The sequence below is a fragment of the Streptomyces sp. NPDC087901 genome (assembly GCF_044742205.1).
In the GTDB taxonomy this organism is placed as follows: Bacteria; Actinomycetota; Actinomycetes; order Streptomycetales; family Streptomycetaceae; genus Streptomyces.
In genome coordinates, this window is the sequence record NZ_JBIUUC010000015.1 from 196722 (window position 1) to 215465 (window position 18744).

The 18744-nt window shown below is 70.3% G+C and carries 18 protein-coding genes; 15 read left to right on the forward strand and 3 right to left on the reverse strand.

The genetic code is table 11. The features are described 5' to 3' along the window. The first annotated feature begins 64 nt into the window (after positions 1-64). From ACIOEW_RS34045 to ACIOEW_RS34095, 11 genes are all read left to right on the forward strand, one after another. On the forward strand, positions 65-610 hold the full coding sequence (locus tag ACIOEW_RS34045) for a hypothetical protein (protein ID WP_362557547.1): 546 nt from the start codon (positions 65-67) through the stop codon (positions 608-610). Positions 611-778: 168 nt separating this feature from the next. Then, positions 779-1696, forward strand: a complete 918-nt coding sequence (gene pdxS / locus ACIOEW_RS34050; protein ID WP_362557546.1) for a pyridoxal 5'-phosphate synthase lyase subunit PdxS — start codon at positions 779-781, stop codon at positions 1694-1696. Between the two features lie 6 nt (positions 1697-1702). Then, on the forward strand, positions 1703-2296 hold the full coding sequence (gene pdxT / locus ACIOEW_RS34055) for a pyridoxal 5'-phosphate synthase glutaminase subunit PdxT (RefSeq protein WP_326735123.1): 594 nt from the start codon (positions 1703-1705) through the stop codon (positions 2294-2296). Between the two features lie 61 nt (positions 2297-2357). Beyond that, entirely contained in the window at positions 2358-3110 is a 753-nt protein-coding gene (locus ACIOEW_RS34060) for a YebC/PmpR family DNA-binding transcriptional regulator (protein ID WP_362557544.1), read from the forward strand. A gap of 133 nt (positions 3111-3243) precedes the next feature. After that, positions 3244-3819, forward strand: a complete 576-nt coding sequence (ruvC, locus tag ACIOEW_RS34065; RefSeq protein WP_351002155.1) for a crossover junction endodeoxyribonuclease RuvC — start codon at positions 3244-3246, stop codon at positions 3817-3819. After that, positions 3816-4442: a Holliday junction branch migration protein RuvA gene (ruvA, locus tag ACIOEW_RS34070; protein ID WP_362557542.1), complete on the forward strand. Its 627-nt coding sequence runs from the start codon at positions 3816-3818 to the stop codon at positions 4440-4442. Before ruvC ends, ruvA begins: the two co-directional genes overlap by 4 nt. Before the next feature lie 79 nt (positions 4443-4521). Then, complete coding sequence (ruvB, locus tag ACIOEW_RS34075; protein WP_362557540.1) at positions 4522-5595, forward strand: Holliday junction branch migration DNA helicase RuvB; 1074 nt, start codon at positions 4522-4524, stop codon at positions 5593-5595. 164 nt (positions 5596-5759) lie between these two features. Beyond that, positions 5760-6236 (forward strand): preprotein translocase subunit YajC, encoded by a 477-nt coding sequence (gene yajC / locus ACIOEW_RS34080; RefSeq protein ID WP_362557538.1) that lies wholly within the window; start codon positions 5760-5762, stop codon positions 6234-6236. A gap of 146 nt (positions 6237-6382) precedes the next feature. After that, positions 6383-8143 (forward strand): protein translocase subunit SecD, encoded by a 1761-nt coding sequence (secD, locus tag ACIOEW_RS34085; RefSeq protein ID WP_401968732.1) that lies wholly within the window; start codon positions 6383-6385, stop codon positions 8141-8143. Position 8144: 1 nt separating this feature from the next. Further along, a complete protein-coding gene (secF, locus tag ACIOEW_RS34090; protein WP_362557534.1) occupies positions 8145-9248 on the forward strand; it encodes a protein translocase subunit SecF in 1104 nt (367 codons plus the stop codon). Then, positions 9245-9796 (forward strand): adenine phosphoribosyltransferase, encoded by a 552-nt coding sequence (locus ACIOEW_RS34095; RefSeq protein WP_401968734.1) that lies wholly within the window; start codon positions 9245-9247, stop codon positions 9794-9796. Before secF ends, ACIOEW_RS34095 begins: the two co-directional genes overlap by 4 nt. A gap of 96 nt (positions 9797-9892) precedes the next feature. Here ACIOEW_RS34095 and ACIOEW_RS34100 read toward each other — a convergent pair whose 3' ends face one another. Further along, a complete protein-coding gene (locus tag ACIOEW_RS34100) occupies positions 9893-10507 on the reverse strand; it encodes a CGNR zinc finger domain-containing protein (RefSeq protein WP_401968736.1) in 615 nt (204 codons plus the stop codon). 171 nt (positions 10508-10678) lie between these two features. Between ACIOEW_RS34100 and ACIOEW_RS34105 the strand changes: the two genes are divergently transcribed. Continuing rightward, on the forward strand, positions 10679-11422 hold the full coding sequence (locus tag ACIOEW_RS34105; protein ID WP_401968737.1) for a metallophosphoesterase: 744 nt from the start codon (positions 10679-10681) through the stop codon (positions 11420-11422). A gap of 180 nt (positions 11423-11602) precedes the next feature. After that, positions 11603-14176, forward strand: coding sequence for a RelA/SpoT family protein (locus tag ACIOEW_RS34110; protein ID WP_401968739.1), 2574 nt, complete (start codon positions 11603-11605; stop codon positions 14174-14176). Positions 14177-14266: 90 nt separating this feature from the next. Here the strand turns inward: ACIOEW_RS34110 and ACIOEW_RS34115 are convergent, their stop codons facing one another. After that, positions 14267-15496, reverse strand: a complete 1230-nt coding sequence (locus ACIOEW_RS34115) for a DUF349 domain-containing protein (protein WP_401968741.1) — start codon at positions 15494-15496, stop codon at positions 14267-14269. A gap of 196 nt (positions 15497-15692) precedes the next feature. Continuing rightward, on the reverse strand, positions 15693-16490 hold the full coding sequence (locus ACIOEW_RS34120) for a peptidylprolyl isomerase (protein ID WP_401968743.1): 798 nt from the start codon (positions 16488-16490) through the stop codon (positions 15693-15695). 148 nt (positions 16491-16638) lie between these two features. Here ACIOEW_RS34120 and ACIOEW_RS34125 point away from each other — a divergent pair, with 148 nt between their 5' ends. Then, on the forward strand, positions 16639-17325 hold the full coding sequence (locus tag ACIOEW_RS34125) for an MBL fold metallo-hydrolase (RefSeq protein WP_401968744.1): 687 nt from the start codon (positions 16639-16641) through the stop codon (positions 17323-17325). A 13-nt stretch (positions 17326-17338) separates the two neighbouring features. After that, positions 17339-18601: a histidine--tRNA ligase gene (hisS, locus tag ACIOEW_RS34130; RefSeq protein WP_362555074.1), complete on the forward strand. Its 1263-nt coding sequence runs from the start codon at positions 17339-17341 to the stop codon at positions 18599-18601. The last annotated feature ends 143 nt before the right edge of the window (positions 18602-18744 follow it).

An 18744-nucleotide genomic window follows, 5' to 3' on the forward strand; every position in this document is an offset into this window, starting at 1 on the left:
CGGAGGGCGTTCCCCGCCGTCCGGGGCCCCGTCCGGCGCCCGCTCACCGGTAGCCTTGCCGCCCGTGACCGAAACCCTCATCTGGACCGCCGTCGTGCTCGTCGCGATCGGCCTGTACCTCAGCTGGACCGCCGGCCGTCTCGACCGGCTGCACACCCGTATCGACGCGGCCCGCGCCGCCCTCGACGCCCAACTGCTGCGCCGCGCCTCGGTCACCCAGGAACTCGCCACGTCCGGGGTCCTCGACCCGGCGGCGTCCATCGTCCTGTACGAGGCCGCGCACGCCGCCCGCCAGGCGGAGGAGGAGCACCGCGAGGTCGCCGAGAGCGAGTTGAGCACCGCCCTGCGCGCGGTGTTCGGCGAGCGGGCGCAGGTCGAGGCGGTGAAGGAGATCCCGGGTGGCGAGGAGGCCGCCTCGGAGCTGGCCGCGGCGGTACGCCGGGTCCCGATGGCGCGCAGGTTCCACAACGACGCGGTGCGGGCGGCGCGTGCGCTGCGGCGCCACCGCACGGTGCGCTGGTTCCGGCTGGCCGGGCACGCCCCGTTCCCGCTGGCCTTCGAGATGGACGACGAGCCGCCGGTAGCCCTCGCGGACCGCCCGGTCAGCTGACGGAGGCCTTCGCAGGGCGGGGACGGCACACCCGCGCCCGCCCCGCGGCGGAGAAAACGATCCACCGGCCTCCTATTGGCCCTTGCTGTGGACTGGTGCCGGAGAGTTTGCTCAGCAGTGCATCACCCCTGCACGTTCAGCAATCTTTTCTCCGAGTGAGGTCGATCCGTGTCCACGCTTCCCACCACCCCGCAGTCCGACGCCCCCGCCACCGGCACCGCCCGCGTCAAGCGCGGCATGGCCGAGCAGCTCAAGGGCGGCGTGATCATGGACGTCGTCAACGCCGAGCAGGCGAAGATCGCCGAGGACGCGGGTGCCGTGGCCGTCATGGCCCTGGAGCGGGTGCCGGCCGACATCCGCAAGGACGGCGGCGTGGCCCGGATGTCGGACCCGAACATGATCGAGGAGATCATCGAGTCCGTCTCCATTCCGGTGATGGCGAAGTCCCGCATCGGACACTTCGTCGAGGCCCAGGTCCTGCAGTCCCTCGGCGTCGACTACATCGACGAGTCCGAGGTCCTCACCCCGGCCGACGAGGTCAACCACAGCGACAAGTTCGCGTTCACCACCCCGTTCGTCTGCGGCGCCACCAACCTGGGCGAGGCGCTGCGCCGCATCGCCGAGGGCGCGGCCATGATCCGTTCGAAGGGCGAGGCCGGCACCGGCAACGTCGTCGAGGCCGTCCGCCACCTGCGGCAGATCAAGAACGAGATCGCCCGGCTGCGCGGCTACGACAACAACGAGCTGTACGCCGCCGCCAAGGACCTCCGCGCCCCGTACGAGCTGGTCAAGGAGGTTGCCGAGCTGGGCAAGCTGCCCGTCGTCCTCTTCTCCGCGGGCGGCGTCGCCACCCCGGCCGACGCCGCGCTGATGCGCCAGCTCGGTGCCGAGGGCGTCTTCGTCGGCTCCGGCATCTTCAAGTCCGGCGACCCGGCCAAGCGCGCCGCCGCCATCGTGAAGGCCACCACCTTCTACGACGACCCGAAGATCATCGCGGACGCCTCCCGCAACCTGGGCGAGGCCATGGTCGGCATCAACTGCGACACCCTGCCCGAGGCCGAGCGCTACGCGAACCGTGGCTGGTAGTCACCGATGAGCGACACCCCTGTCATCGGCGTCCTGGCTCTCCAGGGCGACGTACGGGAACACCTGATCGCCCTGGCCTCGGCGGATGCCCTGGCCAGGCCGGTCCGGCGTCCCGAGGAACTCGCCGAGGTCGACGGCCTGGTCATCCCCGGTGGCGAGTCCACCACGATGTCCAAACTGGCCGCCCTGTTCGGCATGCTGGAACCGCTGCGTGAGCGGGTGCGGGCCGGGATGCCGGTCTACGGCACCTGCGCCGGGATGATCCTGCTCGCCGACAAGATCCTCGACCCGCGCTCGGGCCAGGAGACCGTCGGCGGCATCGACATGATCGTGCGCCGTAACGCTTTCGGGCGGCAGAACGAGTCCTTCGAGGCGGCCGTCGAGGTCGCCGGAATCGAGGGCGGCCCGGTCGAGGGCGTCTTCATCCGGGCCCCCTGGGTCGAGTCCGTGGGCGCGCAGGCCAAGGTGGTCGCCGAGCACGGCGGCCACATCGTGGCGGTACGGCAGGGAAACGCCCTTGCCACGTCATTCCACCCGGAACTGACCGGAGACCACCGGCTTCACGCGTACTTCGTCGACATGGTGCGCGCAGTCAGCTGACTCGACCCCGGTAGGATCTCTCGGGTTCGTACGGAATTTGGTGACGCGAAGGAGAAGGCAGATGTCCGGCCACTCTAAATGGGCTACGACGAAGCACAAGAAGGCCGTGATTGATGCCAAGCGCGGCAAGCTCTTCGCGAAGCTGATCAAGAACATCGAGGTCGCGGCCCGCACCGGCGGGGTGGACCCCGAGGGCAACCCGACCCTTGTGGACGCGATCCAGAAGGCGAAGAAGAGCTCGGTCCCGAACAAGAACATCGACTCCGCGGTCAAGCGCGGTGGCGGTCTCGAAGCGGGCGGCGTCGACTACCAGACGATCATGTACGAGGGCTACGGCCCGAACGGTGTCGCGGTGCTCATCGAGTGCCTCACCGACAACCGCAACCGTGCCGCGTCCGACGTACGTGTCGCGATGACGCGCAACGGCGGTTCGATGGCCGACCCGGGCTCGGTCTCGTACCTGTTCAACCGCAAGGGCGTCGTCATCGTCCCCAAGGGCGAGCTGTCCGAGGACGACGTGCTGGACGCGGTCCTCGACGCCGGCGCCGAGGAGGTCAACGACCTCGGCGATACCTACGAGGTCGTCAGCGAGGCCACCGACATGGTCGCGGTCCGCACCGCGCTCCAGGAGGCGGGCATCGACTACGACTCGGCCGAGGCCAACTTCCTGCCCACCATGCAGGTCGACCTCGACGAAGAGGGCGCGCGCAAGATCTTCAAGCTCATCGACGCGCTGGAGGACAGCGACGACGTGCAGAACGTCTTCGCCAACTTCGACGTCTCCGACGAGGTCATGGAGCAGGTCGACGCCTGAGCGGCTGCCGGGTTACCGGCGCGGCTTTCCGCGGACGGGCCGACGGGGACACACCCCGTCGGCCCGTCGCATTGTCAGTGCGAGCCGATAGCCTGCGGGAACAGTTGACCGATCGGCAAGGAGGGGGCGAACCGTGCGGGTACTCGGCGTGGACCCCGGGCTCACCCGGTGCGGCGTCGGAGTCGTCGAAGGCGTCGCGGGCCGCCCTCTGACGATGCTCGGCGTCGGAGTCGTGCGCACCCCCGCCGACGCGGAGCTCGGCCACCGGCTGGTGGCCATCGAGCGCGGCATCGAGGAGTGGCTCGACGAGCACCGGCCCGAGTACGTGGCCGTGGAGCGGGTGTTCGCCCAGCACAACGTCCGTACGGTGATGGGCACCGCCCAGGCCAGCGCGGTCGCCATGCTCTGCGCGTCCCGCCGCGGCATCCCGGTCGCCCTGCACACGCCCAGCGAGGTCAAGGCAGCCGTCACCGGCAGCGGACGCGCGGACAAGGCGCAGGTCGGCGCCATGGTGACCCGGCTCCTGCGCCTGGACGCCCCTCCGAAGCCCGCGGACGCCGCCGACGCCCTCGCCCTCGCCATCTGCCACATCTGGCGCGCCCCCGCGCTCAACCGCCTCCAGCAGGCGCACGCGGCGGCCGCAGCGGCTGCCCGCACCCCGCGCGTCCCGCGCACCGCAGCAGCCCCCGTCCGGAAGGTCCCCCGATGATCGCCTTCGTCAGCGGCCCCGTCGCCGCACTCGCCCCGACCACGGCCGTGATCGAGGTCGGCGGCATCGGCATGGCCATCCAGTGCGCACCGAACACCCTCGCCGGCCTCCGCATCGGCAAGGAGGCCAAGCTCGCCACCTCCCTCGTCGTACGGGAGGACTCGCTGACGCTCTACGGCTTCGCCGACGACGACGAGCGGCAGGTCTTCGAGCTCCTCCAGACCGCCAGTGGGGTCGGGCCCCGGCTCGCCCAGGCCATGCTCGCCACGCACAGCCCGGACGCCCTGCGCATCGCCGTGGCCACCGGCGACGAGAAGGCGCTCACCGCCGTGTCCGGCATCGGCAAGAAGGGCGCCCAGAAGCTCCTGCTCGAGCTGAAGGACAGACTCGGCGAGCCCGTCGGTGCCCACATCGGCCAGCAGGGCATCGGCACCGCGGTCTCCGCCGCCTGGCGCGACCAGCTCCACGCCGCCCTGATCGGTCTCGGCTACGCCACCCGCGAGGCGGACGAAGCGGTGTCCGCCGTGGCGCCGCAGGCGGAGGCGGCCCTCGCCGAGGGCGCCCAGCCGCCCGTGCCGCAGCTGCTGCGCGCCGCCCTGCAGACCCTCAACCGCACGCGCTGAGCTGACCCGGGCGACACCCTGACGCCCGGCCTGGCATTCCACGGCACGGCACCGAAACACCCGAGGCGGGACTGACGAGATGAACTGGGACGAGACCGGACCCGACACCGACGAGCTCCTCGACGAGCGGCTCGTCGACGCCGGCGCGGACGGCGAGGACACCGCGGTCGAGGCAGCGCTGCGCCCCAAGGACCTCGACGAGTTCGTCGGCCAGGAGAAGGTGCGCGAACAGCTCGACCTGGTCCTCAAGGCGGCCCGTGCCCGCGGCGCCACCGCCGACCACGTGCTGCTCTCCGGCGCCCCGGGGCTGGGCAAGACCACCCTCTCGATGATCATCGCGGCCGAGATGAACGCGCCGATCAGGATCACCTCCGGCCCCGCCATCCAGCACGCGGGCGACCTGGCGGCGATCCTGTCCTCGCTCCAGGAGGGCGAGGTTCTCTTCCTCGACGAGATCCACCGCATGTCCCGGCCCGCCGAGGAGATGCTCTACATGGCCATGGAGGACTTCCGGGTCGACGTGATCGTCGGCAAGGGGCCGGGGGCCACCGCCATCCCGCTGGAGCTGCCGCCCTTCACCCTGGTCGGCGCGACCACCAGGGCGGGACTGCTGCCGCCTCCGCTGCGCGACCGCTTCGGCTTCACCGGGCACATGGAGTTCTACGCCCCGAATGAACTGGAACGGGTGATTCACCGCTCGGCCGGACTCCTGGACGTCGAGATAGACGTCGAAGGCGCCGCCGAGATCGCCGGGCGCTCGCGCGGCACGCCCCGTATCGCCAACCGGCTGCTGCGCCGGGTCCGGGACTACGCCCAGGTCAAGGCCGACGGCAGGATCGACCGGGAGATCGCCGCCGCGGCTCTGCGGGTGTACGAGGTCGACGCCCGGGGACTGGACCGGCTGGACCGGGCTGTGCTCGGCGCCCTGCTGAGACTTTTCGGCGGCGGTCCGGTCGGCCTGTCCACGCTCGCGGTGGCCGTGGGGGAGGAGCGCGAGACGGTAGAGGAGGTCGCGGAGCCCTTCCTCGTACGGGAAGGACTGCTGGCCAGGACGCCGAGGGGGCGGGTCGCCACCCCGGCAGCCTGGGCTCACCTCGGGCTGGTGCCTCCACAGCACGGCGGAAAGGGACAACAGGGTCTGTTCGGGGCGTGATGCATCACAGGTTGACCCACAGAGGAACCACGGTGCCATGCTGGGCGTTGTTCCATCGATGCGGACTCGCTTAGACTCCGCCGATGCCGCCCTTAAAGGTCGGTGTACCCACCCCCGTAGACCAGGCCGCCTTCGAGCGCGGTCGTGCGAAGGAAAATCGTCCCGTGAATCCCGTGACTCTCCTCCCCTTCATCGTGCTCATCGGGGCCATGTTCCTGATGACGCGGTCCGCCAAGAAGAAGCAGGCGGCGGCTGCGAACATGCGCAATGAAATGCAGCCCGGCACCGGCGTCCGGACGATCGGGGGCATGTACGCCACCGTCAAGGAGCTTCACGACGACACGGTTCTCCTTGAGGTCGCCCCCGGCGTCCACGCCATCTACGCGAAGAACGCCATCGGTGCCGTCCTCGACGACGCGGAGTACAACCGCATCGTCCACGGTGACGTGGAGGAGCTCGACGTAGACGGCGCGGTCGTCCCCGACGACGCCTCCTCGCTGACCGAGGCCGACGAGGTCACCTCGGACGACGCGAAGACCGACCTGGTCAAGAAGACCGAGGCCGACGACGCCGAGCAGGCCGACGACAAGGCCGACAAGAAGTCCGAGGGCAAGGCCGACGGCGAGGCCGACGCGAAGTAGCACACGACCCGGGGATGCCGTGAGCCCACAGGCATCCGGCCATCCCCGGACCGTGCGGTCTTCTGCGGGGGCGGGTCCCCACTAAACTTCGTGGCCGCTCGGGCGCGTACCCGGCGCGGGGCGGTTGGACAGGGAGAAACGAGAAGGTGGCAGCACCGAAGAAGGGCCGAGGACCGGCCGGCGGTCAGGGCAGGCCGGGGCGTTCCCTGGCTCTGATCCTGATCGCCATGGTCGCTCTCACCGGCGGGATGTTCCTGGCCGACCAGCCGACGCCGCGACTCGGCATCGACCTGGCCGGTGGCACGTCCATCACGCTGGAGGCGAAGGCCGAGCCCGGCCAGGAGTCGGCGATCAACAAGACCAACATGGACACGGCGGTCCAGATCATGGAGCGCCGCGTCAACGGTCTTGGTGTCTCCGAGGCCGAGGTCCAGACCCAGGGCGATCGCAACATCATCGTCAACATCCCCAAGGGCACGAACTCCGCCCAGGCCCGTGAGCAGGTCGGTACGACCGCGAAGCTCTACTTCCGGCCGGTGCTGACCGTCGCCCAGGGAACGCCCACGCCTGCGCCGAGCGCCTCGTCCTCCGACAAGGCCAGCCCGTCCGCCACGCCGAGCGCCTCCGCCTCGGACAAGGCGAGCAGCCCGTCCGCGAAGCCCGGCGCGAGCGCCACCACCCAGGGCCGCGCGGTCACCGGCGCTCTGAAGGCCGACTCCACGCCCACGCCCAAGGCCAGCGCCACGCCCAAGGCCAGCACCACGCCGGAGGCGAGCTCCACCCCGACCGCCTCCGCCGAGGAGCAGGCGGCCGCAGCGGATCTGCAGAAGAAGTTCGAGGCACTGGACTGCTCCAGCAAGGCCTCCCGCTCCAAGGCGTCCCAGGGCACCAAGGCCACCGACACGGTGGTCGCGTGTGAGCAGGACGGCTCCGCCAAGTACGTACTCGGCCCGGCCGAGGTCGACGGCACGGACGTGGACAGTGCCAAGGCGGCGATCAACCAGCAGAACGGTCAGTGGATCGTTCAGATGGAGTTCACCGGCGGCGGCGCCAAGAAGTTCCACACGACCACGGGCAAGCTCGCCCAGCAGCAGTCGCCGCAGAACCAGTTCGCCATCGCGCTCGACGGTGAAGTCGTCTCGGCGCCCTCGGTCAGCACGGCGCTGAGCGCCAACGCCGAGATCTCCGGCAGCTTCAACCAGCAGACCGCCGAGGAACTCGCCAACGTGCTCTCCTACGGTGCGCTGCCGCTCTCCTTCCAGGAGCAGAGCGTCACCACCGTCACCGCCGCGCTCGGTGGCGAGCAGCTCCGCGCAGGCCTCATCGCGGGTGCCATCGGCCTGGCCCTGGTGGTCATCTACCTGGTGGCCTACTACCGCGGGCTGGCGTTCATCGCGCTTCTCAGCCTCCTGGTCTCCGGCATCCTGACCTACACGATCATGTCGCTGCTCGGCCCGGCCATCGGCTTCGCGCTGAACCTGCCCGCGGTCTGTGGTGCCATCGTGGCGATCGGAATCACCGCGGACTCGTTCATCGTGTACTTCGAACGCATCCGGGACGAGATCCGCGAGGGCCGCACACTGCGCCCGGCCGTCGAACGGGCCTGGCCGCGCGCCCGGCGCACCATCCTCGTCTCCGACTTCGTGTCGTTCCTGGCGGCGGCGGTCCTGTTCGTGGTCACCGTCGGCAAGGTCCAGGGCTTCGCGTTCACGCTGGGCCTCACCACCCTGCTCGACGTGGTCGTGGTCTTCCTCTTCACCAAGCCGGTCATGACGCTCATGGCCCGCACGAAGTTCTTCGCCAGCGGTCACCCGTGGTCCGGACTGGACCCGAAGCGGCTCGGAGCCAAGCCGCCGCTGCGCCGTTCGCGCCGTGTCAACGCCCCCACCGACCCGAAGGAGGCGTGAGATGTCGCGACTCGGCAATCTCGGCGCCCGTCTCTACCGCGGCGAGGTCGGCTACGACTTCATCGGCAAGCGCAAGATCTGGTACGGCATCTCGATCCTGATCACCATCACGGCCATCGTCGGCCTGGCGGTCAGCGGCCTGAACATGGGCATCGAGTTCAAGGGCGGCGCGGTCTTCACCACCCCGAAGACGAGCGTGTCCGTCAACGAGGCGGAGAAGCTGGCGAGCGACTCCTCCGGGCACCAGGCCATCGTTCAGAAGCTGGGCAACGGTGGTCTGCGCATCCAGATCACCGAGGTCGACACCGCGAAGTCCGACCAGATCAAGGGCGAGCTCTCCAAGGGCCTCGACGTCCCGACCGAGAAGATCGCGGCCGACCTGGTCGGCCCCAGCTGGGGTGAGCAGATCGCCAACAAGGCATGGACCGGTCTCGGCGTCTTCATGGTCCTCGTCGTGATCTACCTGGCGATCGCCTTCGAATGGCGGATGGCGATCGCGGCCCTCGTCGCGCTGATCCACGACATCACCATCACGGTCGGTGTCTACGCGCTCGTGGGCTTCGAGGTCACCCCGGGCACCGTGATCGGTCTGCTGACGATCCTCGGTTACTCCCTCTACGACACGGTCGTCGTCTTCGACAGCCTCAAGGAGGGCTCGAAGGGGATCACCAAGCAGACCCGGTGGACGTACAGCGAGGTCGCCAACCGTTCCATCAACAGCACGCTGGTCCGCTCGATCAACACCACGATCGTCGCCCTGCTGCCGGTCGCCGGTCTGCTGTTCATCGGTGGCGGTGTTCTCGGCGCCGGCATGCTGAACGACATCTCGCTGGCACTCTTCGTCGGTCTCGCCGCCGGTGCGTACTCCTCGATCTTCATCGCCACTCCGCTCGTCGCCGACCTCAAGGAACGCGAACCGCAGATGAAGGCGCTGAAGAAGCGGATCCTCGCCAAGCGCGCCGCTGCCGCCGCCAAGGGCGAGCTCAACGAGGCCGAGCAGGCGGACGAGCAGTCCCCCGAGGACACCGCGCCCGCCGGTGCGGTCGTCGGCCAGCGCCAGGAGCCCCCCAGGGGCCATGGCCGGACCCCGGGGAAGCGTCGATGACCAGCACCACCGAGAGCACCAGGGACCTGCTGCTCAGCCGTATCCGTGACGTGGCGGACTACCCGAAGCCGGGCGTGATGTTCAAGGACATCACCCCGCTGCTCGCGGACCCGGTCGCGTTCACGGCCCTCACGGACGCACTCGCGGAACTGTGCGTACGGCACGGAGCCACGAAGATCGTCGGCCTGGAGGCCCGCGGCTTCATCCTGGCCGCGCCGGTCGCCGTACGGGCCGGCCTCGGCTTCATCCCCGTCCGCAAGGCCGGGAAGCTTCCGGGAGCCACGCTCGGCCAGGCGTACGAGCTGGAGTACGGCACCGCGGAGATCGAGGTCCACGCGGAGGACCTGTCGGCCGACGACCGCGTCATGGTCATCGACGACGTCCTGGCCACGGGCGGCACCGCCGGGGCCTCGCTGGAGCTGATCCGGCGGGCCGGGGCCACGGTCGCGGGTGTCTGCGTCCTCATGGAGCTGGGATTCCTGGCCGGCCGTGATCGGCTGGCGCCGCACCTGCAGGGCGCTCCGCTGGAGGCCCTGATCACGGTCTGACCCGCCGCGTACACGCACAGCGAAGAGGGCACCCGGAGCCATCCGGGTGCCCTCTTCGCGTGCTCGTGGGCACCGCCCCCGGAGCCGTGAAGACCGTCAGGACGGGGAGGGCTCCTCGCTCGCCGTGCGCCGGCTCCTGTAGTGGCGCGCCGCCCGTGCCCGGTTTCCGCAGGAGGGCTTGCACCATTCCTGCCGCCCGTGACGTCTGACGAAGTAGCGCACGCAGCGGGGCGCGGTGCAGGCGCGCAACTGCTCGCGTTGCGGCCCCGTCAGGAAGTCGATGGCGGAGCGGGCCAGGGCCGCGACCAGGCGCACCTGCGGATCGCCCTGCGCCGACAGCAGCCTGGCGGCGGGGGCGCCGTCGAGAGGCCAGTCCATCTGCGGGGCGACCGGTTCCCGGGCGGACACCGCGTTGACATGGGCCAGGGCCTCGTCGACAGGCATCAGGTGAAGGGCATCCGCCGGGCTGGGCGGAGCGGGAGCGACCGCGTGGGCGAACAGGGCCCGGACGGCCCGGCGCAGTCCGACGATCACGAGTCTGAGCTCCTCGTCCGCCACGAGTCCGGGCGCCGGGACATGGCCGGCCGGCAGGTCGCCCTGCTCGTGAATCCAGCGGGTCGTTCCCTGGACCGTAGCCAGATCGTCGGTGACACCACCGTCCCCGTCGTGCCGGATCGTGCTCGCCAGTTCCAGTGCCGGCCATCGCTCCACAGGACGCTCCTCCCGCTCTCGGTGCCGCATCGGCGACCACTTGATCACATCCCGCCTACACCCTAAGGTTCTAACGGGAAAAGCGGAAACTTCCGTTAGGTGCGGGGAGGAGTGGCGACGCCTGCCCGGTACCGCTCGGCCGCCCGGGCCCGCCATGGAGGAGACAGAGGAATGACGACACTTCTTGCCCAGATCAGTGACCTGCACCTGGACGGCAGCGAGAGAGCGACCCGGCGCGCCACCCTCGTCATGGACTACCTGCGTGCCCTGCCCCGCCCGGTCGACGCGCTCCTGGTCACCGGGGACATAGCCGATCACGGGGCGGAGAGCGAGTACGAGGAAGCGGCCCGGATCCTGACCGCCCCGTTCCCCGTGCTCACCTGCCCCGGAAACCACGACGCCCGGCCGGCCTACCGCAAGGCCATGCTCGGCGAGGCGCCCGGCGACTCCCCCGTCAACCGGTATCGCCTCATCGCCGGCACCGCCGTCCTGATGTGCGACTCCACCATTCCGGGCCGCGACGAGGGGCGCCTCGACGCCGGTACGCTCGCCTGGATCGACACCACTCTCACCGCGCTGCCGCAGGACACCCCGGCGCTGATCGCGTTCCATCAGCCGCCGGTGGCGCTCCACCACCCGCTGCCCGACTCCGGCATGCTCGAAGAGCCCGGACAGCTGGCCGGCCTGCTCGCCGCGCACCCGCGCGTCGTCGCCGTCCTCACCGGCCACGCGCACACCGCGGCCGCCTCGACGTTCGCCGCCCGCCCGCTGATCGTCGGCCCCGCCATCACCTGGACCCTGCGCATGCCCTGGGAGGCCGGTGGGGCGGCGGACCGCGACCAGCCGCCCGGCCTCGCGTTCCACGTGCTGGACGACGAGCGGCGTCTGACCACCCACTACCGCGTCGTGCTCTGATCATGGCTTGAACAGCACCGGACGGTGCGCACGACCGCGGACGCGCACCTATACGGGCACCCGGGAACAGCAGGGCGCCCGTTTCGCGTTGTGAGGGCTCTCACGGTCCCCGGGGGAGGACCGGCCGCCGGGTCGATACGATGGCCTTTCCGGGTGTCCGGATCCGCACGAGGAGTGCTCTTGCCAGACGAGGCCCAGCCAGTCGCCGCCCCGCAGCCCGACAAGCCCGAGGCGGCCCCAGCCACGCCCGCGACGCAGCAGCCCGCGGAGAAGCCGAAGCCCCCGGCTCCGGAGCCCGGCACGGGTCCGGCCCCCGCCGAGGCGAACGGGCCCGTGCCCGCTTCCCCCGCGCAGCCGGCCGTCCCCGTCTCCCCGGCCCCCACCGCACCGAAGCCGCCCTCCAAGCCCGCAGCGGCACCGGCCGGGCCCGCGGGCCCGGTGGCCCGTACCGGCGGGTCGTCCAACCGGGTGAGGGCCAGGCTGGCTCGCCTCGGCGTGCAGCGCTCCAGCCCGTACAACCCGGTACTGGAACCGCTGCTGCGCACCGTCCGCATCAACGACGCCAAGATCGAGTCGGCCACGCTGCGCCAGATCGAGAAGGCCTACCAGGTCGCCGAGCGCTGGCACCGCGGCCAGAAGCGCAAGAGCGGCGACCCGTACATCACGCATCCGCTCGCCGTGACCACGATCCTCGCCGAGCTGGGTATGGATCCGGCCACCCTGATGGCGGGGCTGCTGCACGACACGGTCGAGGACACCGAGTACGGCCTGGACACCCTGCGTCGCGACTTCGGCGACCAGGTCGCCCTGCTGGTCGACGGCGTCACCAAGCTGGACAAGGTCAAGTTCGGCGAGGCCGCGCAGGCCGAGACCGTACGCAAGATGGTCGTCGCCATGGCGAAGGACCCCCGGGTCCTCGTCATCAAGCTCGCCGACCGGCTGCACAACATGCGCACCATGCGCTATCTCAAGCGGGAGAAGCAGGAGAAGAAGGCCCGCGAGACGCTGGAGATCTACGCCCCCCTGGCCCACCGCCTGGGCATGAACACCATCAAGTGGGAGCTGGAGGACCTCGCCTTCGCGATCCTCTACCCCAAGATGTACGACGAGATCGTCCGCCTGGTCGCCGAGCGGGCGCCCAAGCGCGACGAGTACCTCGCCATAGTGACCGACGAGGTCCAGTCCGACCTGCGCGCCGCCCGCATCAAGGCGACCGTCACCGGACGGCCGAAGCACTACTACAGCGTCTACCAGAAGATGATCGTGCGGGGCCGGGACTTCGCCGAGATCTACGACCTGGTGGGCATCCGGGTGCTCGTTGACACGGTCCGCGACTGCTACGCGGCGCTCGGCACCGTCCACGCGCGATGGAATCCGGTCCCCGGCCGGTTCAAGGACTACATCGCGATGCCCAAGTTCAACATGTACCAGTCGCTGCACACCACGGTGATCGGTCCCAGCGGCAAGCCCGTCGAGCTGCAGATCCGTACGTTCGACATGCACCGCCGTGCCGAGTACGGCATCGCCGCGCACTGGAAGTACAAGCAGGAGGCCGTCGCGGGCGCCTCCAAGGTGCGCACCGACGTCCCCAAGAACACGGGCGGCGGCCGCGGCCAGGACACCGTCAACGACATGGCGTGGCTGCGCCAGCTCCTTGACTGGCAGAAGGAGACCGAGGACCCCAGCGAGTTCCTGGAGTCCCTGCGCTTCGACCTCTCCCGCAACGAGGTCTTCGTCTTCACGCCCAAGGGCGACGTCATAGCGCTTCCCGCAGGGGCGACACCGGTCGACTTCGCGTACGCCGTCCATACGGAGGTCGGCCACCGGACCATAGGAGCACGGGTCAACGGGCGGCTCGTGCCGCTCGAGTCGACGCTCGACAACGGCGACCTGGTGGAGGTCTTCACCTCCAAGGCGGCCGGCGCCGGGCCCTCTCGCGACTGGCTCGGCTTCGTCAAGTCGCCGCGGGCCCGCAACAAGATCCGTGCGTGGTTCTCCAAGGAGCGCCGCGACGAGGCGATCGAGCAGGGCAAGGACTCCATCGCGCGGGCCATGCGCAAGCAGAACCTGCCGATCCAGCGCATCCTGACGGGCGACTCGCTCGTCACGCTCGCCCATGAGATGCGCTACCCCGACATCTCGTCCCTCTACGCCGCGATCGGCGAGGGACATGTGGCGGCGGCCGGCGTCGTGCAGAAGCTGGTGCAGGCGCTCGGCGGCGAGGACGCGGCCAACGAGGACCTGGCGGAGAGCTCCCCGCCCTCGCACGGACGCAACAAGCGCCGCGCCAAGGCGGATCCCGGCGTGGTCGTCAAGGGCGTCGAGGACGTCTGGGTCAAGCTGGCCCGCTGTTGTACGCCCGTGCCCGGCGACCCGATCATCGGCTTCGTCACCCGGGGCAGCGGAGTCTCCGTGCACCGGGCGGACTGTGTCAACGTCGACTCGCTCTCGCAGCAGCCGGAGCGGATCCTCGAGGTCGAGTGGGCGCCCACCCAGTCCTCGGTCTTCCTGGTCGCGATCCAGGTCGAGGCGCTGGACCGGTCCCGGCTCCTCTCGGACGTCACACGGATCCTGTCCGACCAGCACGTCAACATCCTGTCCGCGGCCGTGCAGACGTCCCGTGACCGGGTGGCCACCTCGCGCTTCACCTTCGAGATGGGCGACCCCAAGCACCTCGGGCACGTCCTGAAGGCCGTACGGAGCGTGGAGGGCGTCTATGACGTCTACCGGGTGACCTCGGCCCGCAGGCCGTAACCGCGAGCACTCGGGAACGTCCCAGGACATGGAGCGGGCCCCGGTACGCATCGCGTACCGGGGCCCGCTCCATGTCCTGCTGCGGCTCGATCAGCCGCCGAACTCCTCGAGGCCCTTCAGCGCCTGGTCCAGGAGCGCCTGCCGGCCCTCAAGCTCGCGGGCGAGCTTGTCCGCGCGGGCGTTGTTGCCCGAGGCGCGAGCCGTGTCGATCTGCGTACGCAGCTTGTCGACGGCCGCCTGGAGCTGCCCGGTCAGACCCGCGGCACGGGCTCGTGCCTCCGGGTTGGTCCGGCGCCACTCCGACTCCTCGGCCTCCTGGAGCGCACGCTCCACCGCCTGCATCCGCCCCTCGACCTTGGGGCGGGAGTCACGCGGCACATGGCCGATGGCCTCCCAGCGCTCGTTGAGGGTCCGGAACGCGGCCCTGGCCGCCTTCAGGTCCTTCACCGGAACGAGCTTCTCGGCTTCGACGGCGAGCTCCTCCTTGAGCGCGAGGTTCCCGCCCTGCTCCGCGTCGCGCTCGGCGAAGACCCCGTTGCGAGCGGCGAAGAAGACGTCCTGGGCGCCGCGGAAGCGTTCCCACAGGGCGTCCTCGGCCTCGCGCTGGGCGCGGCCCGCCGCCTTCCACTCGGTCATCAGGTCGCGGTAGCGGGCAGCCGTCAGGCCCCAGTCCGTGGACCCGGAGAGCGCCTCGGCTTCGACGACCAGCTTCTCCTTGACCTTGCGGGCCTCCTCGCGCTGGGCGTCCAGCGAGGCGAAGTGGGCCTTGCGGCGCTTGGAGAACGCCGAGCGCGCATGCGAGAAGCGGTGCCACAGCTCGTCGTCCGACTTGCGGTCGAGCCGGGGCAGGCCCTTCCACGTGTCGACGAGTGCGCGCAGCCGCTCGCCCGCGGAGCGCCACTGCTCGCTCTGCGCCAGCTCCTCGGCCTCGACGACCAGCGCCTCCTTGGCGTGCTTCGCCTCGTCGGTCTGCTTGGCCTTCTGCGCCTTGCGCTCCTCGCGCCGCGAGTCGACCGTCGCGACCAGGGCGTCCAGCCGCTTGCGCAACGCGTCCAGGTCACCGACGGCGTGATGCTCGTCGACCTGCCCCCGCAGATGCTCGATGGCGGTCGTCGCGTCCTTCGCCGACAGGTCGGTGGTCTTCACCCGCCGTTCGAGGAGGCCGATCTCGACCACAATGCCCTCGTACTTGCGCTCGAAGTAAGCCAGGGCCTCCTCCGGAGAACCGGCCTGCCACGATCCGACGACCTGCTCGCCATCGGCTGTACGCACGTACACGGTGCCTGTCTCGTCGACACGGCCCCACGGGTCGCTGCTCACAGCGCCTCCTCCACCTGATGCCCGTGAGGGGCTCGCCCCCCTGGCATCGTCCACAGTTTCCTGGGGCGGGCTGCGCCCGCCCTGCACAACGCCAATCTAGGCGACGGGCCGCCCGGCTGTCCGCACTCAGCGCGGCCGAAAATTATCCGGCCGCACCGAGTGACCACTGGAGGGATCCTGCCGGGCCCGCCGCGGCTCACGCCTTGTCGACGGCCGCCTTCGAGATGTTCACGGCCTTCGTCGGCGCACCGTCGGCGGCGCCGCCGGCGACTCCCGCCTTGCCGATGGCCTCGACGGCCTTCAGCGAGTCCGCGTCCATCGTGCCGAACGGCGTGTAGCTGGGCGGCAGTTTGCTGTCCTTGTAGACGAGGAAGAACTGGCTGCCACCGGTGTGCGGCTGGCTGGTGTTGGCCATCGCCACCGTGCCGGCCGGGTACGTCACCGTGCCGTCGGCGCCCGCCTTGCCGAGCGCGGTCAGGTTCTCGTCGGGAATCGTGTAGCCGGGGCCACCGGTGCCGTCGCCCTTCGGGTCGCCGCACTGCAGGACGAAAATGCCCTGTGTGGTCAGCCGGTGACACTTCGTGCCGTCGAAGTACTTCTTGTCGGCCAGCGACTTGAAGGAGTTCGTCGTGTGCGGGGTCTTCGCCGCGTCCATCGCGAAAGATATGTCGCCCTGGCTCGTCTTGAGCGACATCGTGTACTTCGCCGTCTTGTCGATCTTCATCGCGGGCTCGGGGACGGTCTTCTCGCTCGCCGAGGGAGAGGGCGCGGCCGACGGGCTCTGGCTCGCGGCCGCATCGGCCTTGGTGTCCTTGTCGTCGTCGCCGTTGGTGGCGAAATACGTGGCACCGCCGATGACCGCCACCACGGCCACTGCGGAGGCGATGACGACGGTCAGCCGCCTCGTCCTTCGACGGGCGTCCTCCCGGCGCTGCTGCTGCCGCTCGAACTTCTCCCTGGCGAGCTGCCGCCGCCGCTGATCGCTGCTGACCACCGGGTGATCTCCTTGTACGTCGTGTGATCGGGCCTGGGTTGCCCCGTACCGTATATGGGTTAGCTGTGGAATGAGGAGCGCCGGTAGGCTCTGAACTGCTGCGACCTCGCAGCCGACCTCCCTCGTCGGACGACCATTAAGGACGATCGTGCTCATTGCCGGGTTCCCCGCCGGGGCCTGGGGGACCAACTGTTACCTGGTCGCCCCCGCCGCGGGTGAGGAGTGCGTGATCATCGACCCGGGCCACCAGGCCGCCGCCGGAGTCGAGGAAGCGCTGAAGAAGCATCGGCTGAAGCCCGTCGCCGTCGTCCTCACCCACGGCCACATCGACCATGTCGCCTCGGTCGTCCCGGTGTGCGGCGCGCACGACGTCCCTGCCTGGATCCACCCCGAGGACCGCTACATGATGAGTGACCCGGAGAAGGCCCTCGGCCGCTCCATCGGGATGCCGCTCATGGGCGAGCTGACGGTGGGGGAGCCGGACGACGTCAAGGAGCTGAGCGACGGCGCGCAGCTGCTGCTGGCCGGTATGGAGTTTGGCGTCTCGCATGCGCCCGGCCATACGAAGGGGTCGGTGACGTTCAGGATGCCCGAGGCCGCGGATGTTCCGCAGGTTCTCTTCTCGGGCGACCTGCTCTTCGCCGGCTCCGTCGGACGCACCGACCTGCCCGGCGGCGACCACGCCGAGCTCCTCGAGTCGCTGGCCCGCGTGTGCCTGCCGCTCGACGACTCGACCGTGGTGCTGTCCGGCCACGGCCCCCAGACGACCATCGGCCGCGAGCGCGCCACCAATCCGTATCTGAGCGGTATGGACGCGCCCCGACGAGGAATGTGACGAGAGCGACATCGTGAGCACCTTCAAGGCCCCCAAGGGCACGTACGACCTGACCCCGCCCGACTCCGCGAAGTACCTGGCCGTGCGCGAGGCGATCTCCGCACCGCTGAAGAACTCCGGCTACGGCTACATCGAGACCCCCGGCTTCGAGGACGTGGCCCTCTTCTCCCGCGGCGTCGGCGAGTCCACCGACATCGTGTCGAAGGAGATGTACACCCTCACCACCAAGGGCGGCTCCGAGCTCGCCCTGCGCCCCGAGGGCACCGCGTCCGTGCTGCGGGCCGCCCTGGAGGCCAACCTCCACAAGCTCGGCAACCTGCCGGTCAAGCTCTGGTACTCCGGCTCGTACTACCGCTACGAGCGCCCGCAGAAGGGCCGTTACCGGCACTTCTCGCAGGTCGGTGCCGAGGCGATCGGCGCCGAGGACCCGGCCCTGGACGCCGAGCTGATCATCCTGGCCGACCAGGCGTACCGCAGCCTGGGGCTGCGCGAGTTCCGCATCCTGCTGAACTCGCTGGGCGACAAGGAGTGCCGGCCCGTCTACCGCGACGCGCTCCAGGGCTTCCTGCGCGAGCTCGACCTCGACGAGGAGACCCGCCGGCGCATCGAGATCAACCCGCTCCGGGTCCTCGACGACAAGCGCCCCGAGGTCCAGAAGCAGCTGACCGGCGCCCCCGTGCTGCGCGACTACCTGTGCGACGCCTGCAAGGCGTACCACGAGGAGGTCCGGGACCTGCTCAACGCGGCAGGTGTCGTGTACGAGGACGACGAGAAGCTCGTCCGCGGCCTCGACTACTACACCCGCACCACCTTCGAGTTCGTCCACGACGGTCTGGGCTCGCAGTCCGCGGTCGGCGGCGGCGGCCGGTACGACGGCCTGTCCGAGATGATCGGCGGCCCCGCGCTGCCGTCGGTCGGCTGGGCGCTCGGCGTGGACCGCACCGTGCTCGCACTGGAGGCGGAGGGCATCGAGCTCGAACTGCCCTCCACCACCAGCGTCTTCGCCGTTCCGCTCGGCGAGGAGGCGCGGCGCGTGCTGTTCGGTGTCGTCACTCGGCTGCGTCGCGAGGGTGTGGCCGCGGACTTCGCGTTCGGGGGACGCGGGCTCAAGGGCGCGATGAAGAGCGCCAACCGCTCGGGCGCGCGCTTCACGATCGTGGCCGGCGAGCGCGACCTGGCCGAGGGGATCGTCCAGCTCAAGGACATGGAGTCCGGCGAGCAGACGGCCGTGCCCCTGGCCGAGGTGACCGAGGCGGTCCGCACGCGCCTCGCGTGAACCATCCGTCGTGGGGGGGGCCGGGGGGGCCCCCCCCCCCCCGGGGGCGCCCCCCCCCCCCCCACACCCCCCCGCGGGGGCCCCCGGGCCCCGGGCTCCAACAGGGGGGGGGCCCGGCCCCCCGCGGGGGGGGTTCCGCGACG